Origin of the sequence: Streptomyces sp. NPDC058295 (genome assembly GCF_042880655.1) — a bacterium.
GTDB classification, from domain to species: Bacteria; Actinomycetota; Actinomycetes; order Streptomycetales; family Streptomycetaceae; genus Streptomyces; species Streptomyces coriariae.
This window is the reverse complement of record NZ_JBHVYO010000003.1, coordinates 283,031-307,818: the sequence shown is the minus strand read 5'-3', so window position 1 is coordinate 307,818 and position 24,788 is coordinate 283,031. Positions and strand designations below refer to the sequence as shown.

Here is a 24,788-nt window from a genome sequence, read left to right as displayed (position 1 = left end):
GTGGAAGTCACCGCCGGGCCGCTCGCTGTCGCGGGCTCAGGCCTCGGGGAAGTCCCCGGCCAGCGCCGACGCGAGCCGCAGGTGCGGTCCCGCCTCGGCATGCCGCCCCTGTCGCTCCAGGGTCCGGCCCAGCATCAGCCGGGCGTACTGCTCCACCGGGTCACGCTCGACGATCAGCCGCAACTCGGTCTCGGCGCGAAGCAGTTGGGCCGAGTGGTAGTAGGAGCGGGCCAGCAGCAGCCGCGGTCCGGTCTGCTCCGGCACCTCCTCGACCAGCCCGACCAGCACCCGCGCGGCGGCGGCGTACTCCTTCGCGGCGAAGAACAGCCGCGCCCGCTCCCACCGCTCCGCCGGCGTTCCGTGAGCGTAGTAGGCGTTGTTGTCGGTCGTCTCGTATGTGGTGTCCACTCGTGCCTCCTTCGAGGCCGACAACCGGGCGTGGTACTTGAATATTCCACTACCCGGAGCGGGTGTGCTCGCGGGTGCGCTACCGGGCCGCGCGCGTCAGCTCCGCCAGCTCCGCCTCGGCCCGCTCGGTGACGCGGGCCAGGACGCGGCCGGTGGTCGCCAGGTCCTCCGGCGGGATCCCGGCATAGATCCGGGCCGAGATCTCGCCCGTCTCGGCGCCGACGGCGGCGAACAGCTCACGCCCGGCGTCCGTGGGCCGGACCAGGGGGCCGTCGGCCGTCAGCAGTCCCACGGCGAGCAGCCCGTCGACGGTGGCGTGTACGTCCGCCGCTTCGGTCTTGAGCGCGTCGGTCACCTGCTCGACGAGCGCGCCGCGCTCCAGTGGCCCGTCGGCGGCGACGGCCGCCCGCAGGGTGATCTGCTGCTGGAAGGTGGCGCCATGCCGTGCCAGGACGCGCTCCAGGACGGCGCGGCCCGCGTAGTGGGCCAGTCCTATGGTGCGGCCGCCGACGGGCGGTGCGGTGTCGGTCATCGTCACTCCTGCGTTCTCTCGTCGGTGAGGTCGAGCGGTACGTCGAGCAGAAGGGCCAGTTCGCCGGTGAACGCGCGTGTCCGCGGGCTGTTCAGGCCGCCGAGCGGTTCCAGCAGCTGTTCCAGCAGCCCCTGGACCACCTTGACGGCCCGCTGTGTCACGTCCTGGCCCCGCTCGGTCAGAGCGAGCTGTACGGCGCGCGGGTCGCGGGGATCCCGGGTGCGCTCGACGAGACCGGCGGACTCCAGGGCACGCGCCAGCTTGGAGACATAGAGCGCCTCGAGGCCGGTGTGGTCGGCGAGCCGGCGCTGACTGGGTCGTTCGCCGACGCGCTGCATCCCGTACAGCGAGGCGACCAGCGAGTACTGGGCGTGGGTCAGGCCGAGCGGGGCCACCGCCCGGTCCACGGCCACGCGCCACTTCGTCGACAGCCGCCACACCAGAAACCCGGGCGTCGCCCCTTCGGGACCCTTGCGCTCACTCATGAAAAAATAGAGTACATGGATACTATGTACATGGCTACTTAATCCGCTCGGATGCGGTTGGCACAGGGCCGTCGCCCGCCCGGCCCGGTGGTACCGGTGGTGCTGCCGAGGCGGGAGCGACACGAGAGCCGGGAACAGGGTTTGCTGCGACGGGCGCCGAAGCAGGCTCAGGGGGATGTGTCCGGCTCGAACGAAGAAACGAAGGTGCGCGCCGTGTCCCTCTCGGACCGAGAGTCGGGACACGCCGGTCGACGTGGACTCAGGCACCCACCGGCGCCGCGTCCTCGGGCCGCCCCGACCGGCAAGGCCGGGCAGGTTCCGGCAGCTGGACCGGGTACGTCGACCATCGTCGCCAGCAGCTCAGGGGAGGAACCCGTGGCCGTCGTACCCATGGCCGAGATCGACATGTTCGCGACATCGGATCAGCGCACCCGCTACGAGCAGTACCGGCACCTGCGCGAGCTGGGCGCCGTCGTCCGGCTGCGCGAACCGGACGTGTACGCGGTCACCCGCTACGACGAGGTGAAGGCCGCGCTGGCCGATCACGGCGCCTTCATCTCCGGCGAGGGCGTGGGATTCAACCCCGTCGTGAACCAGATGATGCGGGGCGTCACCCTCGTCAGCGACCCGCCGGAGCACGACGTGCTGCGCTCCGTCGTCGGGGCCGGACTGCGTCCCCGCGCGCTGCGCGGACGCGGTGAGGAGGTCGCCCGCAAGGCGCGGGACCTCGTCGACGAAGTCGTCGCCAAGGGCGAGATCGACGGCGTCGCCGAGCTGGCCCAGGTCATGCCGATGGCCGTCATCCCCGACTTCCTCGGACTGCCCGAACGCAACCGGGAGCACCTCTACGAGTGGGGGCAGGTGGGCAACGACCTGCTCGGCCCGGTCACCGAACGCACCCCGTACAACCTGGAGATGACGCGGCGCCTGTTCGAGTTCGCCCACGAACTCGCGGCCGACAGGGAACTCGCCCCGGGAAGCCCCGGTGCCGCCATGCTCGAAGCGGCCGATCAGGGCGTCATTCCCCAGGAGAAGTGCCCGCTCCTCCTCGTGGACTTCATCGGACCGTCGCTGGAGACCACGGCCGCGGCGATCGGCCATCTGCTCGTCGTCTTCGCCGAGCGTCCTGACCAGTGGGCCGCGCTGCGCGACGAGCCCGCGCTCGTGGCTTCGACGATCAACGAGCTGCTCAGATTCGAGAGTCCCCTGCGGGGCCTCACCCGCGTCGCCGCACGCGACACGGAACTCGGCGGGGTGACGATCCCGCAGGGCGCGCGGGTGTGGGCCCTTTTCGCCTCGGCGAACCGTGACGAACGCAAGTGGGAGCGCGCGGACGAGTTCGACCTCCGCCGCAATCCGCTGGACCACCTCGGATTCGGATACGGAGCGCACAGCTGTGTCGGACAGGGCGCGGCCCGCCTCGAAATGAACACCCTGATCCACGCGCTTCTCGAGTCCGTCGAGCGCATCGAACTCACCGGCGATCCGGTGATCGCGGAGAACACGCTGCTCAACACGTACGCCGAGATCCCCGTCCGACTCGTCGCGAGAAAGGTGACCTGACACCCATCGGCACCCGGGAACTGATGCGGCCGGGTGTGGAACGCGTTCGTGCACTGCTCACCGGCGGGTGCGTTCTTCGCCCTCGCGGTAGAGGACCAGGTGCTCGTGGAAGAGAACGCCGTCGCGGACGTCGCCGGTGGCGGTGAAACCGGTGTCGTCGGCGTAGTCGAGGTGGCTGCCGGTGACGGTGTAGCTGCCCGTGTAGGCGCTGCGGCGGTTGCCGCGGGCCTCGTCGTAGCGGCCGTTCGGCAGCAGTTCCTGGCGGATGAAGCCGTCCGCGGTCACCCACATCCCGACGTACGGGTGCGGGTCGCGGGGCGTGTCGTTGCTGGTCATGGCTCCACGATCGCCCCGGCGGCCGGCGCCGACCAGGCCGCCGTCTCCCCAGGTGAGAGCTTCCTGGGTGCCGCACACCCAGCATCGCGAGCGACGGGGGCCTGCCTTGAGGCGCGGCGACGGCGCAGGCGCCGCCCGGGAGTCGTTCGCGAGCCGTCCGGGACCTCCCCATGCCTCCGTCGTCCGCGACTCCGTCGCACGCGACGGACCCTGGGTGCCCGGCACCTGGGGACAAGGCGGCCTGGTTCCGGCTCCCGCGCGCCACGAACCTGGTGGTCGGGCGGCCGCGCGGCGTGACCGCCCGGCACGACCTCGCCGCCGGGCCCGCGGAGCATTCCGGGGCGTCGAAATCCATTCACGCGGGCCACGTCACGAAGCTCGGCCGACGGTCCGAAGCGGCTGTCCGAGCAGCCTGGGGCACCGCCGGCGACCGCCCTGCCACCCTTCTCCAGCGGACGGCCCGTCCTCCAGGCCGGCTCCGCCGTACGGAAAGCAGACCACTCATGAACGTCCACGACACCACCGGCGCCGCCGTGCTCGAAGAGCTCCGGCGCAGGCCCACCGACCGGCGGCGCATCCTGTTCACGGGCGCGACCATCGTCACCATGGACCCCGACCTCGGTGTCGTCGACGGCGGCGACCTGCTCGTCGAGGGCGACACGATCACCGCCGTCGGACGCGAACTCGCCGCGGGCGATGCCGTGGTCGTCGACGCCACCGGCACGCTCCTCACCCCCGGCTTCGTCGACACCCACCGGCACGCCTGGGAGGCCCAGTTGCGCCGGATCATGCCGGACGTCGACGATCTCGGCGGCTATGTCATGGCCACCCTGGCCGGCTACGCCACGGTCTACCGGCCCGAGGACATGTACATCGGCACCCGGCTGGCGGCCCTGACCGCGATCGACGGCGGCATCACGACCATGCTCGACTTCTCCCACAACTCCCGCACCCGCGAGCACTCCGACGCCGCCGTCGAGGCGCTCATCGACACCGGTATCCGCGGTGTGCACGCCTCCATGGGCCCGCACTTCGGGGAGTGGGACCGGCAGTGGCCCGGCGATCTGGCCCGTATCAAGAACCGGTACTTCAGCAGCGACGACCAGTTGCTCACGTTGCGCCTGGCGACCCTGGCCACCGACGAGATCGCCGGACCCGCGCTCGCCTACGGACCCCAACTGGCCCGTGTCGCGGCGGATCTGGGTATCGGGGTGAGCGTGGACGCCGTCTTCGGCACGTCCTCCTCCGAGGCGGTCCTGCGGTGGGCCGAGGGCGGCCTCCTCGGCCCCGACGTCACCCTCATCCACTCCACCGGACTGACCTTTGAGGCATGGAAGGCGATGGGGGAGACCGGCACCACCGTGGCCCTCGCCCCGACCTCCGACGCGCAGATCGGCCTCGAGACCGCCATCCCCGCCGTCGACGAAGCCCTGTCCGTCGGCATCCGCCCCGGACTGAGCATCGACGTCGAGGTCGCCCTCGCCGGCGACATGTTCACGCAGATGCGGGCCCTGCACGCCATCCAGCGGATGCGCGCCGTCAACGCCGTCTACGGCACCGACCGGCAGCCCTCCCGCATCACCACCCACGACGTCCTCGACTTCGCCACCCTCCAGGGCGCCCGCACCAACGGCCTGGCCGCCGGCACCGGCTCCCTCACCCCGGGCAAGAAGGCCGACCTGCTGGTCATCCAGGCCGAGGACCTCAACAACATGCCGCTCAACGACCCGATCGGCACGATCGTGCTGGGCTCCGACGCCCGCAACATCAGCGCCGTCCTCGTCAACGGCGAGCCCCGCAAGTGGGACGGACACGTCCTCGACGTCGACCTGGCCGCCCTGCGCGACGAGGTGCACGCCTCGCGCGAGTACGTGCTGAACACCTCGGCTGTCTGAGCAGGCCCCGCCATCACCACCGCGACGGTGGTCCATCGCCGCGTGCCGGATCACTCCGGGTCACGTCGGATCACCCCGGATCACTCCGGATGGGCCACCGCCTCCTTCTGCAGTTGCACCGCCGCCAGCAGGCTCAGCTTCGGTTCCGCCCGGCGCAGCACCCTCACCGCCGTGACCGAGGCGATGTCGCCCGTGAAGCCGACGGCGGCCAGCCGGGAGCGGACCCAGCGGGCGCGCAGCTGGGTCTCGGTGGCGGCGGCGGTGGACTCGACGAGTGCGGCGGCGCGTTCCAGGCCCGGTCGGTCCTCCGGCGATGCCTCGGCCAGTGCCTGACGCAGGGCCGCCGCGACCAGGTCCGCGTCCCGGATGGCCAGTACGAAGTTGTTCTTCTTGCTCAGTCCCGCGATTCCTGTCATGAGCAGCAGCGTGACGTTCATGCTCCGTGCGTGCCAAGCGACTTGAGGAGTCTCAGAGGCTCGGTCGTCCGCTGTCGCCCTGTGCGGTCAGGGCGAAGGCCAGCAGCGCCGTCGTGGTGAAGTCCAGCGCGGGCTCCACCGTCTGCCAGGCGCCCACGTCGTCGACGTACCGTGCGCCCTTGCCGTCGAAGTCGGTCCAGGCTCCGGTCGGCGGGGCGGCCGTGCACTTCTTCATGGTCGGGAAGCCGTTCAACTCCTTCAGCCGCGCCGCGGCGTTGGGGCCGTTGACCACGGCGCCCCGCAGGACGGCGCCCTTTCCGTCCCGGCTACCGCGGAGGTTGGCGAGCTGGTGCTCCGGACAGTGCGGGTAGACCTCACCCGCACCGATCATGAAGCTGGTTCCCCAGGCGTTGGCGCCGAGGGCCCAGCCTCGCTGCCGGCCGGCGAAGGCCGCGTAGCGCGTGTCCCCGGTGGCCTTGGCGTAGAGGCGGGCGGTGGCCACCAGGCCGAAGGTGTGCGGTACGGCGTCGAAGTCGTCGTAGACGGCGCCGGCTCCGAAGGGGTCGTGCCCGGCACGGGCGACACCGTCGTCCAGCTGGCGGCGCAGGTCCGTGTACAGCTCCTCGGCCCCGATGCCGTTCGTCCGGGTGCCGTCCAGGACCGTGGCCAGGTCGACGTGGGCCAGGGCGCTGACGTCCGCGACGTTGAGAGTGCCCTTGACGTCGGAGGCCAGATAGTCCCCGGCCCACCCGGCCGCGGCGTCGGCCCAGTCGCCCTCCCGGTCGTCCCCGAGTTTCCGTGCGGCCAGGGCCAGTTCCGCGCCGCCGAACTCCATGTCGTCCTGCCATGAGTCCTCGGGATAGAAGGCGCCCGGGAACGCGGTGACGAGCTGCTCGTCGGGGTCGTGGTCGGTGTCGGCCAGGTCGTAGACGGCGGCCGCCTTGTCCAGCCAGTCCTGGGCCTCCTCCGGCTCCGTGGCGGCGGCGCGCTGTGCGGCGAGGGCGAAGACCGCGGCCACCCGCCCCGCCAGATTGGGGCTGATCGCCTCGCCCGGTGCGGCCGCGCGGAAGACCGGCCGGTACTTGATCGTGTAGTCGGGGTCACGGGGTGACACTTCGAGTCGGTCGTCGGCCTCCGGCAGCCGCCACACGTCGTGGTCCGTCAGTACGGCGTCGTTGCCCACGCCGATGCCGACCTGTGCGTAGAGCGTCCCGCTGTCCTCGTTCCACATCCTGTCCAGCCAGGCCAGCCCGTGCGAGGCCTCGGCGGACAGTTCCGCCATCCCCGGCAAGTCACGCTGGGCCAGCAGGAGTTCGGCGACCGAGTAGGAGGTGGTGCCGGTGAACTTGAGGAAGTCCCCCGCGTCGAACCAGCCGCCCGAGACGTCGGCCCGGTCACCGGTCGGGCTCAGCCGCTCGTCGAGCAGCTCGTCGCCCTCCTCGTCGTAGTCCGGATCGGCGTAGACGGCCGCGTCCTGGTCGGTCAGATGCGAAGGGCCGTGCCGCAGAGCGCCGGGAAGCACGTCGGCTCCGTCGCGCTGTGCCTGCAGGAAGCGGACGTTGTCCCGGACGAGCGGGGTCATCAGTTCGCGGGCACCGGCGATCCGGAACGCGGGCGAGCGGCCGGCCGCGGTGCCGGTCAGGACGATGCGGTAGGTGCCGGGGGTGTCGAGCGTGGAGAGGTCGACGGTGCGCACCGACGGGTACGTGGCGTTCCAGCGGCCGGTGGAGGCGCCGAGCCGCCCCGTCGCGACGACGTCGTTCTCGGCGTCGACGACCTCGAAGCGCGCTCCGGCGAGGACGTCCGAGGGCCCCATGACGTAAGCCTGCTTCGCCTCGCCTCGTACATAGCCGACCTGGTCCACCCGGATGGCCACCTCGGTCGAGGCAGGCCCGGTGTCGCCACCGAAGGGCAGGCCGTGCAGGGTCGCGGCGAGGACCAGGGCGCCCAATCCCGCGGCGCTGCCGACCAACAGCCGGGGCCTGCGCAGAGCGTTCATGCGCCCCTCTCGGGATCCACGACGGCCACCGTCCGCGCGAGGTCCACCGCGAACCCCGCGCCACGCAGCTGAGCGGCGACGAGCGTCCCCGGCTCGGGATCGTCCTCCAAGACCAATACGCGCATGGCTCGGAGCTTAGACGGTGCGGCCGCCGGGGCCCGCGCCGGTCCACTCTGGCCGTTTCCCCTGCTCGGGACGCTCCTGCTGACGTATTCGAGGGCGCCCGGCGGCTACGAACCGGTGAAGGGCCGCGCATGTCCGGGTGGTCCCCCGGCGAGGAAGGCCGTGAGCGCCGCGACCTCGTCACGCCGCGGGCCGGGCACCCTTCGGCGGCCCGCGCCGGACAGTCCCGCTGCGGCCGGACCGAGGCGTTCTCTGCACGCGCGGAGAAATCGACGCAGCCGTCTAGTCTTGCCGCATGACCAATGGGACGCCCTTGGGTGATTTCCTCAGAGCCCGCCGGGAAGCCTTGAAGCCACACGACGTCGGTCTTCCCGCATACGGGCGACGCAGGGTGCCGGGACTGCGCAGAGAGGAAGTCGCGCTGCTCGCCGGCGTCAGCTCCGACTACTACATCAGGCTGGAACAGGGGCGCGAGAACAGCCCGTCCCCGCAGGTCCTCGACGCCGTGGCGCAGGCGCTGAAGCTGGACGCGGAAGCCACCGACCATCTCAACCGTCTCTGCCTCACCGCCTCGCAACGCCCGCGCGTCCGGGGCGACGAGACGGACGTCAGCGGGCAGTTGCTGCGGCTGATGGAGGGATGGGATCACACTCCGGCGTTCGTCGTCGGTCCGGCCCTCGACATCATGGCGGCCAACTCCCTCGCCACGGCGCTGCACAGCGGGTTCGACCGGTTCGACAACCTCGCCCGCATGGTCTTCGTCGACCCGGCAGGTCGCGATTTCTACCAGGAACGGGAGCGGGCCGCCCACTCCTGTGCCGCCGAGATCAGGGCCGCCTACGGCCACGACCCCGCATCGGCCCGTATCGCCGAAGTCGTGGCGGAACTGTCCGCACAGAGCGACGAGTTCGCCGCGATCTGGCGGCTGCACGAGATCAAGAGCAAGTCCCAGGAATGCAAGCGGCTCAAACACCCCGCGGTCGGGGACCTGCACATCGAATTGGCGGCTTTCACCGTCAACGGGGCCCCGCACCAGCAACTGGTGGTCTACCAGGCCGAACCGGCCGGCCCGACGGCGGCCGCCTTCGAGACGCTGAGGTCCACGGCCACCCGGCCGAAGCAGGCCCGGCCAGCCGTGCCCGTGGCCGCCCTCGCCGACAACGCGCGGTAACGGCGGCCCGCACGGGGCCCCACCGACTCGATCGTCTCAGGCGTCGGGCGGCACGGTTTCGAACTCCCTCGCCACATGCCCGGTGTCCAGTCGCAGCCGCCACGCGTTCCGGCGCTGCGCAGCCGCGAGGGTGGCCTGGAGAGGTGACGGCGGCACCGCCAGGACCGGGCAGCCGGCGTGGGCCAGGCAGTAACGGCTGATGGACGGCCACAGCGCGCGGTGCAGCAGACCACGCCGTCCGGCGCCGATCACGAGGAGGTCGTCCTCCCGGTCGGCGGTCGCGACCAGCGCCGGACCCGGGGTGCCGCGTGCGATGAGGGGCCGTGTCCGCAGCCCGTGGCCGTCACCGCCGAAGACCTCACGCAGGGCACCGAGCAGCCGCTCACGCGCCAGCCGCTCCCAGTCCTCGACCAGGACGGCCGCGGCCGTCGACCTGCGGGCGGCGAGTTCCCCGCCCGGCGGCTCCCAGGCCAGCACCGGCCAGAGCTCGGCTCCCCGGCGCCGCGCCTCGTCGGCGGCCCGGACCAGGGCGGTGAGACTCCCCAGCGAGCCGCTCACCCCCACGACGACACGGGCGGCCGAGGACCGGCGGGACTCGGACATCGCTTCCTCCGTTCTGCGTGCGCCGACCGGTCCCTCCGGGCGACGACCTTCCGCAAAACCGCTTCCACCCCGCCTACCCTGCGAGGCTCCGAACAGCCCGTGCCCCCTTCACCCACGTCACCACCCACCCTCCTTGGCCGGTTCCAGGTCGCCGACCTCGTCGCGCAGGGCGAGGGGGACCTGGCGGGCGGTGGCGCCCAGGGGCTGGTCGTCGCGGACGAAGGGCCAGGCCGGCATGGTGGGCCGGTGAGCATGCCCTGGACCGGGCGGTCGGTGAGGGACTGGGCGTACGTCGTCCCGCGCACGGTCATCGGTTCGGGGCGGGAGATGTCGCCGGCCAGGATCGTCGGGCGGACGTAACGGGTGCCGTAGGACTGCGCCCAGCCGTGCTCCGTGGCCGGACAGCCGGTGAGCTGCTCGGCGAAGTACTGCACCATGTCGTTGCGTTCGGGCTCGCCGTGCACGAGAACGTCCAGGCCCGCCTGGCCTGGCCTGGCTCTGACGGCGGCGGCGCGGGCGCGGACGGCCGGGTCGTGGGTGATGGGGGAGTGCGCCCGGGCGGCCAGGTCGGCCGGGTTCGCGGCCAGTTCGGCGGTGATCGCGTCGGTGCCGAGGGCGCCTGTTCGTGGGCCCAGTGCGTATGACGGCGGTCGTTCCCGCTCACCACTGCGGGGCAGTCCCGGATTTCCACCGGGTTCCCTCCTGCGACGCATCCCGCCTGGCGGAGGGGGCGAACCAGCTGCACCCGGCAGCCTGGTCGCAGCGGTGCGTCACGCAACCGGTGCCGGCCGGATCTCCGGGGCGAGCTCGGGCGGCTGACCTGTGGTCCACATCGCGCGGACGGACATACGGCTGATGCGCCAGCCCTCGCGTTCGCGCCGCAGTTCGGCCTCCCAGTAGCCGCCCACCGTGAAGAGAGGGTCGGCGTCCTCACCGCGCTGTTCGAGTGTGGCGTCGTGGTGCATGTGCGTCATCAACGCGTTCCAGGACGCCGTGGCCCTGCCCGAGGCCGGTTCGACGACGACCAGGAGGTCGGAGGCGATGTGGTGGGTGCGGGCGTACCTCTCGAGTGCCTCCCTGGCGTGTGCCATCGCCTCGACGCCGTCGGCCGCGCCGACCGGGGTCACCGTCCGGACGTCGTCGGTGACGTAGTGGCGGGCCCAGTCGCCTTCGAACCTCCGCTCGTCCAGGGCTCGGAAGAACCGGCTGACGAGCATGCTGATCTCGGTGTGATCCGTCTGCGTGGTCATAGCAGGAGCCTCGGCCCTCAACCGCACTTGAGGTCAAGATCGGAGCACGTCGGCCTCAGGGGTTCAGGGCCTGCTCGATGGTGGGGTGACAGGAGAGGAGGGCGTCGACGCCGACCAGTCGCAGGACCTGCAGGACGGGCTCCCGCGCGGCGGCGATGCGCAACCAGCCCTGCGCGCCGCTTGTCCGCCGGTGGGCGGCGAGGAAGACGTTGATGCCGCTGGAGTCCATGAAGGTCACGCCGCTGAGGTCCGCCACGATCCGTGGAGGCGGCACCGCTCCGTCCGCGGAGAGCAGGGCTTCGCCCAGGACTTCCTTGACGTCGTGGTCGATCTCGCCCTGCATGGTCACGACACGGACGCCGTCGACCACGCGATGTTCGACGGACAGGCTCTTCGGCCGGTCCGCTTTCCCGATGTCGGTCACCGTCTCCTCGACTGCGTTTAGGCTGGCCCCCGGGTGAGGGCGTGCGCGGAAGATTCTGCCCCACCACCGCGGCGGCATTCACCCGGGCGGCTGTGCCGAGGGGCGGCCCGAGGCATGCATGGCGCGATCGCGGGTACCGGCGCACGTGACCGGGGGAGTGAGGGCGAGGACACGTGGAATCCCACGCCGGAGGCGACGGCCGTACCGGGCTGGACGGCCACCTGATGCGCGCCGGATACTCCCTGGGCGCGGACGGCGGCAGCATCGCCGAGGCCCGCCACCATGCCGTCGGCTTCCTCGACCGGGCCCATGACCAGCACCGCCTGCCCGATCCCGCCCGCGCGCGCGACCTCACCCAGCTGGTGGTGAGCGAGCTGGTCACCAACGCCCGCAAGTACGCCCCCGGCCCCGTTCTGATGGAGCTGCGCCTCACGGCCCACGCGGTGGAAGTCGTCGTGTGGGACAGCGACCCGACTGTTCCCGCAGCGCGGGCGAGCGATCCCGGCCGGATCGGCCAGCACGGCCTGGAGATCGTCAAGGCCGTGACGGAGGACCTCTTCATCGAGCAGGAGCCGGTCGGCAAACGCATCACCGCCCGCATCGCCCTCGCCGACACACCCCGCAACGGCGCCACCCGCACCTGACACGGCGGTAGGTCTCACACAGCGGTAGGTCCCCTCCGCTCGCCGGTCGTCGGACGGTCACCGGATGCGGTGGGTCTCCCAGAAGGGGCCGAGGTCCTGGTCCGTCATGGACTGGGCGGCCTTCTTGAAGTCGGCGGTGGTGGAGACGCCGTACCAGTGGTCCCGGGCGTACCGCTCGAGGAGGCGGGCCATGGCGTCGGCGCCGAGGGTGCGTTCCAGGTCGGCCAGGGCGCAGGGCCCGGCCGTGTAGACGAGGTGGTACTCGCCGCGGTGCTGCGACCAGTAGGCCATCGTTGCGGTCAGTGCGGCGCTGTCGTCGGGCCAGTAGACGTCGGACCAGCAGTCGCCGGTCTCCCAGCCGTAGAAACGGGCGTTGGCGTACTGGGCGAAGCTCTCGTCCAGCCACGGTGAGGTGTACTCGTCGTTGCCGACGATGCCGTACCACCACTGGTGCGCCAGTTCGTGGACGACGGCGCCGCCTTCCTCGGTGGTACCGAGGAGGACGAGGCCGGGGTACTCCATGCCGCCGCCGAACCCGGGGGTCATCACGAGGTCGATCTCGCCGTACGGATAGCGGCCGAACTCCTGGCCGAACCGGTCGATCGCGGCCACGGCGTCCGCGCGGTTGAGGCGTACGCCCTCGGCGGGGGTGCCGGGCGTCCAGTACGACTTCACGCGCACGCCCCCGGGCGTGGTCTGCGTCGCGGTGCGGAACGGGCCCGCGGTCCACGCGAAGTCCCGCACCCGGTCCGCGACACCGAGGGTGACCGTACGTCCCGGGCCGCCGGGGAGGGTTCGGGTATGACCGGTCGTGGGCACCTTCAGGGCCGACGGGTGGTCGAGACGGACGCGGAAGTCGCTCGCCAGGGCGTAGAAGCTCTCACCGAGCGCCACATACGGATCGAGGTGCCACCCCTGTGTGTCGTGGACGGCGAGCACCGGCAACGCGTTGCCGAGGAAGCGGTAGGCGCCCTCGCGGCCGAAGCGCGCATTGCGGTCGGGCACCGTGAGGGAGACATCGAAGGCGACGGCCGTCCGCGCGCCGCGCGCGAGCGGCTTCGGCAGGGCGATGCGCAGGGCCGTGCACCCCACGGCAGGACGCCCCGGGGTGCCTCCCGCCACGCTCGACACGACGACGGGGGAGGGCGCGCCGGGTATGCCGCACGCGTCCTCGCCGTTGCCCCACAGCCGCAGGTACACCTCACGCAGAGGCCGGTCGGAGGCGTTGCGGAACGACACCCGCTGCCGTCCGGTCCAGTGGCCGCCGTCGGCGTCGGAGCGCAGGGTCACGTCGTAGCGCGCGCGATCGGGCGTCGCCGCGGCCCCGGACGCCTCCGGCCCGGCTGCCGCACCGGCCTCACGCACACCGGCGCCGACCGCCGTGAGCAGCACGAGCAGGACGAGCAGCACGACGGACGGACGACGAGCGGGCACGGGCGACCACACGGCCAATGGCGACATGCCAGCCGATACTGCCACAACACCCCGACCAGGAAGCCGACTTGGGCTCAACCGACGCCCGCCGAGACCACCCGGCAGCCCCTCGTGCCCGCCCGTGCGGTCACCGGAGGGGGCGGTCCGCCCGTTCCGTCACCGGACAGCTCACCCGACGGCTCACCGACGCTCCCCGCCGACCTGCGCGATGCCCGTCTCGTAGGCGAACACCACCGCCTGGGCGCGGCTGTGAAGGTGCAGCTTGGTCATCACGCGGTGCAGGTGCGTCTTGACGGTGGACTCGCTGACACACATGTGTCCGGCGATCTCCTCGTTGCCGAGCCCCTTGGCGACATACCCGAGCACCTCGACCTCGCGGCCCGTGAGCATGCTCGTCGATCCGGTCCCGATCCCGGACCGCTGGGGGTGGACGTGTCGCTCGATGAGCCGCCGGACGTGGGCCGGAGCCACCAGGAGGTCGGCGGACAGGGTCGCCGTGACGGCGCTGAGAAGCTGTTGCGGCGGCATGTCCTTCAGCAGGAAGCCGCTGCATCCGGCGCGCAGGGCCGCGTAGACGAACTCGTCGTCGTCGAAGGTGGTGAGGACGACGATGCGCGGAGCCGGGTCGAGACCGAGGGCGAGAATGCGCTCCGCGGCCGCGAGCCCGCTGAGCCGGGGCATCTTGATGTCCATCAGGATCAGATCCGGGTGGTGCTCACGCGCCGCGGCGACGGCCTCCACGCCGTCCGATGCCTCCACGACCGTGCCGAGCCCTTCCACCGTGCGCAGAAGCGTGACGATGCCGGAGCGGATGAGATGCTGATCGTCCACAACCAGGATGCGGGCCACAGCGCTCCTCGGAGATGCTCACGTCACGGATCGGCCGCCGTCGCGGTCTGTCCCAGGGGAAGACCGAGTCGTACCTGGAATCCACCCTCCGGACGCGTACCGGCTGTCAGCGAACCGTGCCAAATCTTGGCCCGTTCCCGCATCCCGATCAAGCCGTGTCCGGACCCGGCGGTGGATGTGGCCGAAAGTGGGCCGCCCTGGTCGAGAACCGTGACCTGCAGTTCGTCGTGCAGGTATCGGACGGTCACTTCGGCGGTGGCCGACCCGGAGTGCTTCACGACGTTGGTGAGGGCCTCCTGGACGACGCGGTAGGCGCACAGTTCGACTCCCGGGTGCAGGGGCCGGCGCTCTCCCGCGAACCGGACCTCGACGTGCAGGCCGGCCGCCTCCAGCCGCTCGGCGAGCGCGGGAATGCGGTCGACGCCGGCCAGCAGGTCGTCGGGGACCGGGTCGGCCGGATCCTCCGGGCCGCGGGCGTCGCCGAGATCATGGGTGCGCAGGACGACCAGCAGGCGGCGGAGCTCCTCCAGCGACTCCCGTCCGGCCGCGGCGGCGGTACCGAGCGCCTTGCGGGCGGAGGGCGGATCGGTGAAGAACACGTACTCGGCGAGCCCGGCCTGGAGGGTGACGATCGTCATGTGCTGCGAGATCGTGTCGTGCAGCTCGCGCGCGATGCGGAAGCGCTCGTCGAGGACGGCCCGGCGGGCCTCCCGCCGCTGCTGCTGATCGAGCAGGGCGGTCAGTCGCCGCAACTCGGCGTTGCGTTCGGTGAGACGGCGTTGAGTGAGCCCCACGGTGCAGGCGACGGCCGGCACGATCAGGGCCTGCACGGCCACGACGGGCCACGGCAGCCGGCCGCACACCCCGCTGAGGGCGATGACCGCCGCGAGCAGCGCGGTACCGCACCCGATGCGGCCGCGTCCTTCCCGGGCGGCGACGGAGATGAACGCGACCGCCGGAACCCAGAAGTTGAGCGAGGGCTGGTAACCGAGCAGCAGATACCCGGCGAAGCCCGCCGCCGTGACCACGAGCACCCCGAACGGCCGGTTCTCCCGCAGTGCGAGTGCCAGGGCGATCAGCAAGGTGAGCAGATACGCCCACAGGTCGAACGGCCGCCAGGGCGCCGGATGGTAGAAGGCGCCGGCCAGGCAGCCCGCGAGGGCGAAACCGACGGCGAGGGCGACGTTGGCCGGGCGCGGCCGGAAGGCCTCCGTCGCGGACATCCGGACATGGTAGACGACGGTTCTCAACCGATCCGCCTCCTACGGGAGTTGCAGATGACCACCCGCCCTGCCGGAGGACGTCTTCGGCAGGGCGGGCGTAGGCCGGTGACCGGGATCCGGTCCCGGTCGAGGTCGGTCAGGAGGACATGATGAAGTCCAGGGCGAAGCCGGAAGCGGTCGTCCAGTAGGTGACGCGGGCCCCGTCGTCGAACGCCACCGTGCGGGGCAGGTCGACGCCGATCGGCTTGCTCCCGTCGCTGCCGAGCTCGCGGCCGTGGAGCAGGAGGGTGATCGTGTTCGTCTCGTACTGGTCCATGGGGACACCCGAGGCGAGCAGCGCCGCGTACGCCTCGTCACCCGGGGCGAGCGTGACGGGACCCGCCTTCGGGTCGCTGTCCTCGTACACGTCGATCGGATAGCGGGCCTCGGCGTACTCACCGAGAAAGAGATGCGGGTAGTGGAAGAGGCCGCACTTCTTGTCGCCGGCGTTGGTGACGGTGATGAGGAGATGCTTGGGGACCTCGCCCTTCCCGTCCTCGAGCGTGGTGCCGAACGAGAGGTCGGTCGCGGCGCAGGCGGGGACGGCACCGCTGCCGCCGCCGCTCCCGCCACCGGTGGCGCCCCCCGTGCTGTCGCCACCGGTGGCCCCCGGACCACCGCTCGGTGTGGCCGAACCCGTCGCGCCGGGCGTGGCCGAACCTGTCGCACCCGGCTTCGCCGTGCTGGTCGCGCTCGGCCGGTCCGAGGCGGTGGAGCCCGCGCCGTCGGCCTCATCCGGCTCGCACGCGGTGGACGCGAGCAGCGCGCCGATCGCCGCGGCCCCGAGGGCACAGGACTTCCAGCCCTTGGGACTCCCGGGCGTCTTGCGGATCTTGCGGACAGCAGCATTCATGGTGTTCCCCCGTGGCCGGCCGCGCCGGCCGCTCTCGACTCCGGTCCGTCGAAACGTCGTCCCGGTGATACCGAGGCTAGGAGGACGAGGGTGCCGACGGCGTCCGGCAGCGAGCCAGCACCTCCGTCAACTTCTGGCGTCCAGCGGCTTCTCGGCGTAGACCCGGCGCCGACGACGGGGTCAACCTCCGGTGGACCCGCCCGTCATGACATCGCCCGTCGTCATGCCGGGTACGGGGTGGTCTCGCGCGCTGTGCGCAACGCGCCTGCCCACCAGGCCAGTTGGTCGAACAGGGTCTTGGCGTACCCGGGGACCTGGGGGTCGAGCGGACGGCCGTCCTGCCACGCGGTGTAGTAGTTCGGGAAGGCCAGGCCGTCGCGGATGGTCACCGCGTGCAGCTCGGTCAGCACGTTCTCCAGGTGCAGCACCGCGTGCCGGCCGCCTGCCGCGCCGCCGTAGCTGACGAAGGCGACGGGCTTGGCCGTCCACTGGGTGAAGTGCCAGTCGATGGCCGCCTTCAACGAGGCGGGGTAGCTGTGGTTGTACTCCGGCGTGACCACGAGGAACGCGTCGGCGCTCTCCAGCGCCGACGTCAGCCTCGTCATCCCGGCCGGACGCGGGTAGTCGTCGCCGGCGAACTTCGGTGAAGCCGCGGGCAGGGTGAGCGGGATGTCGATCTCGGCCAGATCGACGACGTCCACGTCGAATCCGGCGTGCAGGCGCGCCTGTTCGGCGACCCACGAGGTCACCACCGGGCCGAACCGTCCCTCCCGGACGCTCCCGACGATGATCACCAGCTTGTACTTGTCGTTGTCCATGCCCACCACGATCGGGCCGCATCGCGGCCGCAACCAGACCGTGCTCAGGCTGGCCCCCACAGGGCCACGCTGAGCCCTGCGCGGGCAGCGGGCGGCGGCCTATCCTCGTCGCATGGGCACGCCGTTGGGAGATTTCGTCCGGGCCAAGCGCGACAGCATCCAGCCGCAGTCGTTGGGGCTTCCCGATCGCGGCCGCCGCCGGTCACCGGGCCTGCGGCGCCTGGATCTCGCCGCACGAGCCGGCATCAGCGTCGAATACCTGACCCGCATCGAGCAGGGCCGTGACCGCCGCCCCTCGATGGCGGTGATCCACGCGCTCGCCGACGCGCTCAGCCTCGACGCCTCGGAGCGCGACCACCTGCGCTATCTGGCCAAGATCACCGGCGGCGAATGCTCCGCGCACCCCCAGCCCGCACCACCGCCCCGGCAGGTGCGACCGGCGGTGCTCGAAACGCTCCGCCTCCTCGAACCGGGCATCGCCGTGGTCACCAACCGGCTGGGCGACATCCTCGCCCACACCGACGCATACGAGTCGGTGACCGGCGAAGCCGGACTGCTCGACGCCGACGCTCCGAATCTCACCCGCTACGTCTTCACCGACGCCCGCGCCCGTACGTTCTTCGCCGACTGGGACGACATCGCCGACGAGCAGGCGTTCGACCTGTGGCTCGGACCGTCCGCCGAGAACTCGGAGTGGCTCACCGCACAACTCGCGACCCTCGCCGGACCCGACTTCACCCGCCGCCGCAACCGCCATGTGGTGCCACGCCGTGGCATCCTCCGGCTCAACCACCCCTCCGGATCCGAACTCCGGCTGCGCCGCGAGACACTCGAACTCTCCTCGGACGCCCAGCAACTCGTCGTCTTCCTGCCCGCGGACGACGAGACGGCTCAGGCCGTCGGGCAACTCCGCCGACGGCCCCACGGAGGGCTCCGGGCCATCTCGTGACGAAGCCGCCTCCCGGACGGTCCAGTCCGCCGCCCGTGTCACCACCGAGTGACGGCGGTGAGCCGCCGGTCAGCGGGAGGGACCGGAGGGGGTGTTGCCGTAGTAGGCGTCGGGACCGTGTTCGCGGGTGTAGCGGCGGTCCGGGCAACGGGCGGAACGGCATACGGGACGACGTACGGGCGAGGGGGTCGGCGTGGCTACCGGAGCTTGTGTGACCGGTCACAGACGTGCGAAGATCGTGAGCGGTCACCATGCTGGCGTCGGGAGGCCGTAACCCGGGATCCACCCCTTCGAACAGATCGGTCGGCCCGGAACCTCCTCTCCCGGGGAGCGTGAACTCCCCGCTCAGTACCCATGAGAGCGACCGCAGGACGAACGAACCAGCTTGGGAAGGGGGCATTGCGTTGACCGCCGCCGTCGGAACAGTCGACCGATCCCGTCTCTGGTCGCACCCGGAACTCGGACTGCACGCCGTCATGGACGCCACCGGCTCGGTCCGGCTGGGGACGCCCGACCAGGACTGGGCAGGCCTGGTCCCCCTCGTCGAGGTCACCGCCACCGGCCACGGACGCCTGTGGTCGGGGGAACGCTTCATCGAGACCGTCATCGGCGACCGCCTGACCTACCGCGACCACGAGACAATCCAGGACGGAACCCGCGAACGTACGACGATCCGCCTGGCGGACCCGGCGACCGGCCTGGCCGCCGAGGTAACCCTGGAGGCGCGTCCGGGCGCCGGATTCCTGCGGGCGGCGGTGCGCCTCGTCAACGAGGGCGCCGCACCGCTCCGGCTGGAGAGCGTGACCACCCTGACGCTCGGCGGCATCACCGGCGCCGACGGCGGCCTCGACGACCTCACCCTGCACTGGGCGGACAACGACTGGCTCGCCGAATGCCGCTGGCGGCAGGCCGCCTTCCGCGACCGGGTCGTCCCGCTGAGCAGGGCCGCCCACGGGCACGAGGGGCGCGGCTGCTTCGAGCGCTACTCGCAGGGCAGCTGGTCCACCGGCCGCCACCTTCCGATCGGCGCGCTCACCGACCGGGAGGGGCGCGCCTGGCTCTGGCAGATCGAGTCCAGCGCGGGGTGGCGCTTCGAGACGGGCGAACGCGAGGGCGCGGCCTACGTCGCCCTGCTCGGCCCCGACGACGCCCACCACCAGTGGCACCACACCCTCGCCCCCGGGCAGGAGTTCCACACCGTTCCCGCCGTCCTCGTGCGGACCGAGGCGGGCGGTCTGGACGCCGCCTTCGGCGAACTCACCGACTACCGCCGCGGCCTGCGCCGCGACCACCCCGACCACCGCACGCTCCCGGTGATCTACAACGACTACATGAACACCCTCATGGGCGACCCGACCACCGAGCGGCTGCTGCCGCTCATCGAGGCGGCGGGCACGGCCGGCGCCGAGGTCTTCGTCATCGACGCGGGCTGGTACGACGACGACGCCCAGGGCTGGTGGGACGCGGTCGGCGCGTGGGAGGCCGCGCCCCGCCGCTTTCCCGGCGGCATCGAGGAGGTCCTGGACGCCATCCGACGGCGCGGTATGACCCCGGGACTCTGGCTCGAACCCGAAGTCGTCGGCGTACGCAGCCCCCTGGCCCGTACCCTGCCGCCCGAGGCGTTCTTCCGGCGGGGCGGCCTGCGGCTCACCGAACACGGACGGCACCACCTGGACCTGCGCCACCCCGCGGCGCGCGCCCACCTCGACTCGGTCGTGGACCGGCTGGTCGGCGAGTGGGGCGTCGGCTACCTCAAGCTGGACTACAACATCAACATCGGCCCGGGCACGGAGAGCGGCCCCGAGAGCCCGGGCGCCGGACTGCTCGGGCACCACCGCGCCCACCTCGACTGGATGGCCTCCCTCCTCGACCGGCACCCCGGCCTCGTCCTGGAGAACTGCGGCTCCGGCGGCCTGCGCATGGACTACGCCCAACTGTCCGTGGCCCAGATCCAGTCCACCAGCGACCAGCAGGACCCCCGGCGCTACCCGCCCATCGCCGCCGCGGCCGCCACCGCCGCCACACCCGAGCAGGCCGCCGTATGGGCCTACCCCCAGCCCGACCACACCCTCGACGAGATCACCTTCACCCTCACCGGAGCCCTGCTGGGCCGTGTCCACCTCTCCGGCTTCCTCGACCGCATGGACGACGACCGGTTCGACCTCGTCCGCTCGGCGATCGACGTGTACAAGGAGATCCGCCCGGACATCCGGGAAGCGCGCCCCTTCTGGCCGCTCGGACTGCCGACCTGGGAGGACGCCTGGCTCGCCCACGGTCTGCGGGGACAGCACTCCACCTACCTCACGGTGTGGCGGAGGGAGCCCGGCGCCGGCCCGACGAGCCGCACCCTCACCCTGCCCCACCTGCGCGGCGCCCACCTCCACCCGGCGGTCCTCTATCCCGCGACCGCCGACGCCACCACAGACTGGGACGCGGCCACAGGCAAACTCACCGTCGACCTGCCGCGCCCCGACACGGCCGTCCTCCTCAGGCTGAGCGCACCCCGGTCCCCGTGACCGCCCCATTCGGGCGCCGTGACGATGCTCCGCTTCCGCTTGGGCGAGCAGGCGGGGTGACGTGTTGCTGAAAGCGTGAGGTGAAAACGCCAGAGCAGGTCGCGCGCTGCGTCACGGTCCTGCACGTCGAACCGTCTCAGCGGTCCCGATGAATACCGCGGGTGACCGTGTGCTTCTGGCGTGGACAGGCAGACGCCGAATGGAGGGCCGGAGTCATCGAGGCTCTGCCTGTGGGCGTGGAGGACGGTGGCAGCGCGGAGTGGCTGTTCGATGTCTTGCTGGATGGCAGTCCGGAGGCCTATCGGCAGTTCGCGGAGGAGTACTTCGAGGTCACTACGGACATCGAGGCCATCCGCCACGTCTATGCGCTGCGGCCTCTCACTCAGAGTGTGGTGTCGGCGTTGAATCCGGACGTCGAGCTCGTTGACCTCGCTGACGATCTGGCACAGATCGGATACCCCGTTCCGAGGGCGGAAGTTCCCCGCGAAGCCGCATGATCACGGGACAGACTTCCAGGTGCGTTCGGCCAAACTTGTACTGGCCTCTGATAACTCTGACAGCAGGGAGCGTTTCTTCCGATGACCGCACAGCCCGCACGTCCTGAGCGCAGCGGTCCCGAGACCGCCTCGGGCATGGATGTCTCGCCGTTCAAGCCTTCTCTCGTCAAAGCGGTGTTCAGGGACGTGACCCCGATGCACGTCTCTCGGTCGGCCGCGTGGGCCGCCGCGTCGGTGACGCGGACCGTGCTGACGGAGATCATCGACGGCGCGAGGAGAGCGGCGGCGGCGGAGGCCCGGAAGAAGCTGATTCCCGAGGACCTTGTCGCGGCGATCGACCGGAACGTCGAGCTCGAGGTGGGGGACAAGTGGTACGAGCACAGCCCGACGTTTAAAGGGCTGACCGGTGTCCTGTACGACGCCGAGGGTGTCATCGTGCCTTCTCGTAAGCGCAGTAGGTCGCGCAGACCGAGTGCTGTGGTCGGCGCCCACAGGTTCGAGGCCGGGGTCAAGATGCTGCTGCGGAGCCAAGGGGCGACGGCCGTCCCGGCGATGGTCCGCGACCTGGACGGAATCGCGAGCGTGTTCCTGACGGACCTCGCCCGGGACGCGGCCATGGTCGTCCGCGAGGGCGGGGTCAAACGTTTCGGTACGGTCACCCTGGTGATGTCGGGCGAACCGGCCCCACCCCCGTTCCGCAAGGATTCCCACCGGGTCCAGCCCGCCCGCAGGGGGGACGGGCGGACCATCGGCAGGGATGACATCCTGGCCGCCACCACGATTCAGTTGTTCGGCGGCAACCTCAGGCAGCGAGCCCTCACCGTGGCACGCGAGGCGACAAGGAACACTTCGGCCGCCTGAGCGGGTGCGACCAACATCGCCGCCTGCACCCTCATCCGCTATCCGCAGACTCGCCAAATTCCCCCTACTGGTTTGGCCTTGGTGCTCAGGCCCCGTCGCCCCATCCGAAGGTGACGTTGTACGCGCGCTGGAGTGCGTGCCGGCCGTGGTCCCCGTCGGCGTACGCCCATGCGAGGGCTGAGGCGAACCAGAGCAGAAAGCCTTCGAGCCCGGATTTCCCGACAGTCGAGGGGGAACGACCCCCGACGAACTCCTGAAGGCCATGCACGACGTCGGAACCTGGGAAGCCGACGACGAAGCCCCGCAGAGCGAGGTGAACATCGCTCTCCGCCTGCCCGACGGCTCGATCATCTGGCCCGTCCAGCGCGTGATCAAACGCTTCCGGAACGGTCCCGAAGACAGCATCGGCACTTACGCGATCGGACTCGGCCTGCACCCGTGCCGAGATCGTGCCGGTCAGGCCTGGCGAGGTTCCCGAGCCGGTTTCCTGAGCGAGGCGGAACAGGCGGGGCAGGATGGCCTCGATGAGGGACTCGCGCGATGCCGCGGATCCTGCCCCCGCGGACAGTGCGCGAGCCCGTCGTACGACGAGGACCGGGGACGGCTCCTGATTACCCGGCAGGTGCCTGTCGGCTGTGGTCCCTGACGGACTTCTCGATGGTGCGCGCACACGTGGTGAACATGTCGACCTGGTCTGGGGTCAGATCGCGCACGGAGATCTGCTCCAGGGTGCGCCACATGTCGGCGATGGGCTCCCGCAGGGCACGGCCGGCATCGGTGAGGCTGACCACCATGACCCGCCGGTCGTGGGGAGCGGGCTCCCGGGTGAGCAGTCCGGCCTCCTGCATGCGGCGCAGTGACTTGGAGACGGTGGAGTGGTCGAGGCCGACGCGCTCCAGCAGTTCTCCCTGCGTCTGGCCGTCGCGGTCGAAGAGCTGCATCAGCAGCAGTTCCTGTCCCGGGTGCAGGTTCAGGGCACGCAGCATGGCGGCGGCGTGGCCGCGGTGGGCGCGGGCGAGCTGGAAGATGGCATAGCTCAAGCGCCCGTCGCGTGCCGCGTCCGGCAGCTCCGATGCGGTGGTGTCGGACATTTCTTGCTCCCTGACCTGAAGAGTTGTCGGTGACCGGTTAGGCGACGGTGAGGACGATCTTGCCGCGGTTGTGGCCGGCATCGCCGGCCTGCTGCGCTTTGGCGGCTTCTGCCAGCGGGTAGGTGGCGCTGATCGTGGTCACCAGTGTGCCTTCGGCGGCCTGCCGGGCCAGTTCGGCCAGCCGCGCGGCGGAGCGGCGCTGCGGGCCCTCCGCGAAGACGACGCCGAGTTCGCGGGCGCGGAAGTCGGCGGTGGTGACGATCCGGGCGGTGCCGCCGCGCAGGGTGATGGAGTCCTCCAGTGCGCCCTTGCCCGCGGCATCGAAGACGGCGTCCACGCCTTCGGGGGCGAGCTCGCGGACCCGGTGGACCAGGTTGTCGCCGTAGACCAGCGCGGTCGCGCCGAGCGAGGTGACGTACTCCTGGTTGGCGGCTCCGGCCGTGCCGATGACGCGGGCGCCGCGTGCGACGGCGAGCTGGACGGCGATGGTGCCGAGCGCGCCGGACGCTCCGTGGATCAGCAGCGTCTCACCCGAGGTGACGCCGAGCAGGTCCAGCACGCGTTCGGCACCGTCGCTCGCCACAGGCAGAGCGGCGGCGTGTGTCCAGTCCAGGCCGGCCGGCTTGGGCGCGAGGACGGCCGCGGGTGCCAGGGCGTACTGGGCGTAGGAGCCGGTGTCGGACCAGCCCAGGACCTCGTCCCCCACCTTCAGGTGGTCGACGCCCTCCCCGACGGCGTCGACGACACCGGCGATCTCCCCGCCGGGGACGGCGGGCAGCGTGGTGGGGAAGATGGCCTCCATGACACCGGAGCGGATCTTGCCGTCCACCGGGTTGACGCCGACAGCCCGTACACGCACACGGACCTGGCCGGAGCCGGGCTGAGGAATGTCGATCTCCGCCTCGTGCAGAACCTCGGTGCCGCCGAACGCGTCGAAAACGATGGCCTTCATCACGGTGCTCTCCTCAGGTGGGATGCTACGCCGACCACTTTCCGTGGCTAGCCACATAAAAGTAGCACCAGTTGTGTGGCTAGCCAAGTAATTGCCTCGAGGAGATCTCAGAGGCACCTACCCGCCGTAGACGCCGGCGTGGCCGTCGAGTTGAACCAGGCCCGTACCTGCTGTCGCACGGCCCAGCCGCACGGGCACCTGTACCTGTACCTGTACCTGCACCGTCCAGCCTCCTTCGCCGTTCCCCAAGCCGCTCTCGCCAGGTTCAGCAGACTGTCTCGGCTCCTGATTGCCCGTCGCGCGGTGTGCAGGCGTTGGTCGACGAGGAGCTTCGATCGTGTCGGACCAGAGGCGAGGGTGGGATGATCCTCTCCTCTCCGGTACGCCTGGCGCCGCCACGTCTACCGGATCGCACCGACGAGGAAGACGAAGGATCGATGATGCTGAGCGTGGGCCAACGGGTGCGGCTGGCGGCGGACCTCCGGTTGGCCGGGTCGGTGACCCCAGCCGAGGAGCCCCCGCAGGAGACGGGTGCCTTCGCCGCCTCTGTGGCCCTGGCAGCAGGTATCGAGGGCACGGTCGAGCGTGTGGACGAACATCACCGGCAGCAGAGCCACGAGGTCCGTGAGTACCTGCGCCTCAAGTCGCTCCTCGACGACTTCGGCCACCAGATGCCGCCGGAGAGCAGAAGGCAACTGGAGGAGCAGGTGGCGGCCTTGGAAGAGCAGTGGGCCGCCCACCAGCGACGGATGCTCCGCGTCACGGTCCGCGTCCGGCTCGACAACGGATTCGTCCTCGACGACGCCCCCGAGGAAGCCTTCGCCTCTGCCTGACCAGGCGTCTCGCCCTCCGAGCGA

General features: G+C 71.1%; 26 protein-coding genes, 2 pseudogenes and 1 riboswitch. Of the genes and pseudogenes, 10 read left to right on the top strand and 18 right to left on the bottom strand.

Annotated features, from left to right (window positions below):
- Nucleotides 1–36 precede the first annotated feature (36 nt).
- From ACFVYS_RS05500 to ACFVYS_RS05490, 3 genes are all read right to left on the bottom strand, one after another.
- Nucleotides 37–408: a tetratricopeptide repeat protein gene (locus tag ACFVYS_RS05500; protein WP_389499084.1), complete on the bottom strand. Its 372-nt coding sequence runs from the start codon at nucleotides 406–408 to the stop codon at nucleotides 37–39.
- Nucleotides 409–487: 79 nt separating this feature from the next.
- Complete coding sequence (locus ACFVYS_RS05495) at nucleotides 488–940, bottom strand: MarR family transcriptional regulator (protein ID WP_389499082.1); 453 nt, start codon at nucleotides 938–940, stop codon at nucleotides 488–490.
- Between the two features lie 2 nt (nucleotides 941–942).
- Nucleotides 943–1,425: a MarR family winged helix-turn-helix transcriptional regulator gene (locus ACFVYS_RS05490; RefSeq protein ID WP_389499080.1), complete on the bottom strand. Its 483-nt coding sequence runs from the start codon at nucleotides 1,423–1,425 to the stop codon at nucleotides 943–945.
- A gap of 375 nt (nucleotides 1,426–1,800) precedes the next feature.
- On the opposite strand from ACFVYS_RS05490, the gene ACFVYS_RS05485 reads away from it, so the two are divergent.
- Complete coding sequence (locus ACFVYS_RS05485) at nucleotides 1,801–2,988, top strand: cytochrome P450 (protein ID WP_389499078.1); 1,188 nt, start codon at nucleotides 1,801–1,803, stop codon at nucleotides 2,986–2,988.
- A 57-nt stretch (nucleotides 2,989–3,045) separates the two neighbouring features.
- Here ACFVYS_RS05485 and ACFVYS_RS05480 read toward each other — a convergent pair whose 3' ends face one another.
- A complete protein-coding gene (locus tag ACFVYS_RS05480) occupies nucleotides 3,046–3,324 on the bottom strand; it encodes an Atu4866 domain-containing protein (RefSeq protein ID WP_389499076.1) in 279 nt (92 codons plus the stop codon).
- Nucleotides 3,325–3,827: 503 nt separating this feature from the next.
- Between ACFVYS_RS05480 and ACFVYS_RS05475 the strand changes: the two genes are divergently transcribed.
- Nucleotides 3,828–5,219, top strand: coding sequence for an amidohydrolase family protein (locus tag ACFVYS_RS05475; protein ID WP_389499074.1), 1,392 nt, complete (start codon nucleotides 3,828–3,830; stop codon nucleotides 5,217–5,219).
- A gap of 80 nt (nucleotides 5,220–5,299) precedes the next feature.
- Here the strand turns inward: ACFVYS_RS05475 and ACFVYS_RS05470 are convergent, their stop codons facing one another.
- The 3 genes from ACFVYS_RS05470 to ACFVYS_RS05460 are packed head-to-tail and all read right to left on the bottom strand — an operon-like array spanning nucleotide 5,300 to nucleotide 7,759.
- On the bottom strand, nucleotides 5,300–5,635 hold the full coding sequence (locus ACFVYS_RS05470; RefSeq protein WP_389499115.1) for a hypothetical protein: 336 nt from the start codon (nucleotides 5,633–5,635) through the stop codon (nucleotides 5,300–5,302).
- A gap of 52 nt (nucleotides 5,636–5,687) precedes the next feature.
- Entirely contained in the window at nucleotides 5,688–7,634 is a 1,947-nt protein-coding gene (locus ACFVYS_RS05465; RefSeq protein ID WP_389499072.1) for a glycoside hydrolase family 9 protein, read from the bottom strand.
- Nucleotides 7,631–7,759, bottom strand: a complete 129-nt coding sequence (locus ACFVYS_RS05460; protein WP_389499070.1) for a hypothetical protein — start codon at nucleotides 7,757–7,759, stop codon at nucleotides 7,631–7,633. Before ACFVYS_RS05460 ends, ACFVYS_RS05465 begins: the two co-directional genes overlap by 4 nt.
- Before the next feature lie 293 nt (nucleotides 7,760–8,052).
- Between ACFVYS_RS05460 and ACFVYS_RS05455 the strand changes: the two genes are divergently transcribed.
- Nucleotides 8,053–8,928, top strand: a complete 876-nt coding sequence (locus ACFVYS_RS05455) for a helix-turn-helix transcriptional regulator (RefSeq protein WP_389499068.1) — start codon at nucleotides 8,053–8,055, stop codon at nucleotides 8,926–8,928.
- 36 nt (nucleotides 8,929–8,964) lie between these two features.
- Here the strand turns inward: ACFVYS_RS05455 and ACFVYS_RS05450 are convergent, their stop codons facing one another.
- The 4 genes and pseudogenes from ACFVYS_RS05450 to ACFVYS_RS05435 form a co-directional block, all read right to left on the bottom strand.
- On the bottom strand, nucleotides 8,965–9,531 hold the full coding sequence (locus ACFVYS_RS05450; protein ID WP_389499066.1) for a universal stress protein: 567 nt from the start codon (nucleotides 9,529–9,531) through the stop codon (nucleotides 8,965–8,967).
- A 299-nt stretch (nucleotides 9,532–9,830) separates the two neighbouring features.
- Nucleotides 9,831–10,007: pseudogene (locus tag ACFVYS_RS05445) on the bottom strand (hypothetical protein); the annotation flags it as partial.
- 88 nt (nucleotides 10,008–10,095) lie between these two features.
- A riboswitch (cobalamin riboswitch) is annotated at nucleotides 10,096–10,232 on the bottom strand.
- A 69-nt stretch (nucleotides 10,233–10,301) separates the two neighbouring features.
- The gene (locus tag ACFVYS_RS05440; protein WP_389499065.1) at nucleotides 10,302–10,781 is read right to left on the bottom strand and encodes a nuclear transport factor 2 family protein; all 480 of its coding nucleotides are present in this window, start codon (nucleotides 10,779–10,781) and stop codon (nucleotides 10,302–10,304) included.
- Between the two features lie 55 nt (nucleotides 10,782–10,836).
- Nucleotides 10,837–11,205 carry an STAS domain-containing protein gene (locus tag ACFVYS_RS05435; protein ID WP_389499063.1) on the bottom strand — a complete coding sequence of 123 codons (369 nt, stop codon included), beginning with the start codon at nucleotides 11,203–11,205 and terminating at the stop codon, nucleotides 10,837–10,839.
- 173 nt (nucleotides 11,206–11,378) lie between these two features.
- On the opposite strand from ACFVYS_RS05435, the gene ACFVYS_RS05430 reads away from it, so the two are divergent.
- A complete protein-coding gene (locus tag ACFVYS_RS05430) occupies nucleotides 11,379–11,849 on the top strand; it encodes an ATP-binding protein (RefSeq protein WP_389499061.1) in 471 nt (156 codons plus the stop codon).
- A 57-nt stretch (nucleotides 11,850–11,906) separates the two neighbouring features.
- On the opposite strand, the gene ACFVYS_RS05425 is transcribed toward ACFVYS_RS05430, so the two are convergent.
- From ACFVYS_RS05425 to ACFVYS_RS05405, 5 genes are all read right to left on the bottom strand, one after another.
- Nucleotides 11,907–13,310, bottom strand: a complete 1,404-nt coding sequence (locus tag ACFVYS_RS05425) for a M1 family metallopeptidase (protein ID WP_389499059.1) — start codon at nucleotides 13,308–13,310, stop codon at nucleotides 11,907–11,909.
- A gap of 153 nt (nucleotides 13,311–13,463) precedes the next feature.
- Complete coding sequence (locus ACFVYS_RS05420; RefSeq protein ID WP_389499057.1) at nucleotides 13,464–14,132, bottom strand: response regulator; 669 nt, start codon at nucleotides 14,130–14,132, stop codon at nucleotides 13,464–13,466.
- Between the two features lie 23 nt (nucleotides 14,133–14,155).
- Nucleotides 14,156–15,355 carry a sensor histidine kinase gene (locus ACFVYS_RS05415; RefSeq protein ID WP_389499055.1) on the bottom strand — a complete coding sequence of 400 codons (1,200 nt, stop codon included), beginning with the start codon at nucleotides 15,353–15,355 and terminating at the stop codon, nucleotides 14,156–14,158.
- A gap of 136 nt (nucleotides 15,356–15,491) precedes the next feature.
- Nucleotides 15,492–16,247, bottom strand: coding sequence for a DUF4232 domain-containing protein (locus ACFVYS_RS05410; RefSeq protein ID WP_389499053.1), 756 nt, complete (start codon nucleotides 16,245–16,247; stop codon nucleotides 15,492–15,494).
- Between the two features lie 221 nt (nucleotides 16,248–16,468).
- Nucleotides 16,469–17,065 (bottom strand): NADPH-dependent FMN reductase, encoded by a 597-nt coding sequence (locus ACFVYS_RS05405; RefSeq protein WP_389499051.1) that lies wholly within the window; start codon nucleotides 17,063–17,065, stop codon nucleotides 16,469–16,471.
- Nucleotides 17,066–17,177: 112 nt separating this feature from the next.
- Between ACFVYS_RS05405 and ACFVYS_RS05400 the strand changes: the two genes are divergently transcribed.
- The 5 genes and pseudogenes from ACFVYS_RS05400 to ACFVYS_RS05380 form a co-directional block, all read left to right on the top strand.
- Nucleotides 17,178–18,014, top strand: coding sequence for a helix-turn-helix domain-containing protein (locus tag ACFVYS_RS05400; protein ID WP_389499049.1), 837 nt, complete (start codon nucleotides 17,178–17,180; stop codon nucleotides 18,012–18,014).
- A gap of 404 nt (nucleotides 18,015–18,418) precedes the next feature.
- A complete protein-coding gene (locus tag ACFVYS_RS05395) occupies nucleotides 18,419–20,530 on the top strand; it encodes an alpha-galactosidase (protein WP_389499047.1) in 2,112 nt (703 codons plus the stop codon).
- Nucleotides 20,531–20,691: 161 nt separating this feature from the next.
- On the top strand, nucleotides 20,692–21,027 hold the full coding sequence (locus ACFVYS_RS05390; protein WP_389499045.1) for a hypothetical protein: 336 nt from the start codon (nucleotides 20,692–20,694) through the stop codon (nucleotides 21,025–21,027).
- An 81-nt stretch (nucleotides 21,028–21,108) separates the two neighbouring features.
- Complete coding sequence (locus ACFVYS_RS05385; protein ID WP_389499043.1) at nucleotides 21,109–21,888, top strand: hypothetical protein; 780 nt, start codon at nucleotides 21,109–21,111, stop codon at nucleotides 21,886–21,888.
- Between the two features lie 250 nt (nucleotides 21,889–22,138).
- A pseudogene (locus ACFVYS_RS05380) lies at nucleotides 22,139–22,534 on the top strand (hypothetical protein); the annotation flags it as partial.
- Here ACFVYS_RS05380 and ACFVYS_RS05375 read toward each other — a convergent pair.
- Both ACFVYS_RS05375 and ACFVYS_RS05370 read right to left on the bottom strand, forming a co-directional pair.
- The gene (locus ACFVYS_RS05375; protein ID WP_389499041.1) at nucleotides 22,500–22,979 is read right to left on the bottom strand and encodes a MarR family winged helix-turn-helix transcriptional regulator; all 480 of its coding nucleotides are present in this window, start codon (nucleotides 22,977–22,979) and stop codon (nucleotides 22,500–22,502) included. The pseudogene ACFVYS_RS05380 and the gene ACFVYS_RS05375 overlap by 35 nt on opposite strands.
- 37 nt (nucleotides 22,980–23,016) lie before the next feature.
- Nucleotides 23,017–23,931: an NADP-dependent oxidoreductase gene (locus ACFVYS_RS05370; protein WP_389499039.1), complete on the bottom strand. Its 915-nt coding sequence runs from the start codon at nucleotides 23,929–23,931 to the stop codon at nucleotides 23,017–23,019.
- A 437-nt stretch (nucleotides 23,932–24,368) separates the two neighbouring features.
- Between ACFVYS_RS05370 and ACFVYS_RS05365 the strand changes: the two genes are divergently transcribed.
- Complete coding sequence (locus ACFVYS_RS05365) at nucleotides 24,369–24,764, top strand: hypothetical protein (protein ID WP_389499037.1); 396 nt, start codon at nucleotides 24,369–24,371, stop codon at nucleotides 24,762–24,764.
- The last annotated feature ends 24 nt before the right edge of the window (nucleotides 24,765–24,788 follow it).

Excerpts from the sequence above, each read along its gene's own strand:
- ACFVYS_RS05495 (WP_389499082.1), bottom strand. The coding sequence starts at position 940 with ATGACCGACACCGCACCGCCCGTCGGCGGCCGCACCATAGGACTGGCC.
- ACFVYS_RS05490 (WP_389499080.1), bottom strand. The coding sequence starts at position 1,425 with ATGAGTGAGCGCAAGGGTCCCGAAGGGGCGACGCCCGGGTTTCTGGTG.
- ACFVYS_RS05480 (WP_389499076.1), bottom strand. The coding sequence starts at position 3,324 with ATGACCAGCAACGACACGCCCCGCGACCCGCACCCGTACGTCGGGATG.
- ACFVYS_RS05475 (WP_389499074.1), top strand. The coding sequence starts at position 3,828 with ATGAACGTCCACGACACCACCGGCGCCGCCGTGCTCGAAGAGCTCCGG.
- ACFVYS_RS05470 (WP_389499115.1), bottom strand. The coding sequence starts at position 5,635 with ATGACAGGAATCGCGGGACTGAGCAAGAAGAACAACTTCGTACTGGCC.
- ACFVYS_RS05465 (WP_389499072.1), bottom strand. The coding sequence starts at position 7,634 with ATGAACGCTCTGCGCAGGCCCCGGCTGTTGGTCGGCAGCGCCGCGGGA.
- ACFVYS_RS05460 (WP_389499070.1), bottom strand. The coding sequence starts at position 7,759 with ATGCGCGTATTGGTCTTGGAGGACGATCCCGAGCCGGGGACGCTCGTC.
- ACFVYS_RS05455 (WP_389499068.1), top strand. The coding sequence starts at position 8,053 with ATGACCAATGGGACGCCCTTGGGTGATTTCCTCAGAGCCCGCCGGGAA.
- ACFVYS_RS05450 (WP_389499066.1), bottom strand. The coding sequence starts at position 9,531 with ATGTCCGAGTCCCGCCGGTCCTCGGCCGCCCGTGTCGTCGTGGGGGTG.
- ACFVYS_RS05440 (WP_389499065.1), bottom strand. The coding sequence starts at position 10,781 with ATGACCACGCAGACGGATCACACCGAGATCAGCATGCTCGTCAGCCGG.
- ACFVYS_RS05425 (WP_389499059.1), bottom strand. The coding sequence starts at position 13,310 with ATGTCGCCATTGGCCGTGTGGTCGCCCGTGCCCGCTCGTCGTCCGTCC.
- ACFVYS_RS05415 (WP_389499055.1), bottom strand. The coding sequence starts at position 15,355 with ATGTCCGCGACGGAGGCCTTCCGGCCGCGCCCGGCCAACGTCGCCCTC.
- ACFVYS_RS05410 (WP_389499053.1), bottom strand. The coding sequence starts at position 16,247 with ATGAATGCTGCTGTCCGCAAGATCCGCAAGACGCCCGGGAGTCCCAAG.
- ACFVYS_RS05405 (WP_389499051.1), bottom strand. The coding sequence starts at position 17,065 with ATGGACAACGACAAGTACAAGCTGGTGATCATCGTCGGGAGCGTCCGG.
- ACFVYS_RS05400 (WP_389499049.1), top strand. The coding sequence starts at position 17,178 with ATGGGCACGCCGTTGGGAGATTTCGTCCGGGCCAAGCGCGACAGCATC.
- ACFVYS_RS05385 (WP_389499043.1), top strand. The coding sequence starts at position 21,109 with ATGACCGCACAGCCCGCACGTCCTGAGCGCAGCGGTCCCGAGACCGCC.
- ACFVYS_RS05375 (WP_389499041.1), bottom strand. The coding sequence starts at position 22,979 with ATGTCCGACACCACCGCATCGGAGCTGCCGGACGCGGCACGCGACGGG.
- ACFVYS_RS05370 (WP_389499039.1), bottom strand. The coding sequence starts at position 23,931 with ATGAAGGCCATCGTTTTCGACGCGTTCGGCGGCACCGAGGTTCTGCAC.
- ACFVYS_RS05365 (WP_389499037.1), top strand. The coding sequence starts at position 24,369 with ATGATGCTGAGCGTGGGCCAACGGGTGCGGCTGGCGGCGGACCTCCGG.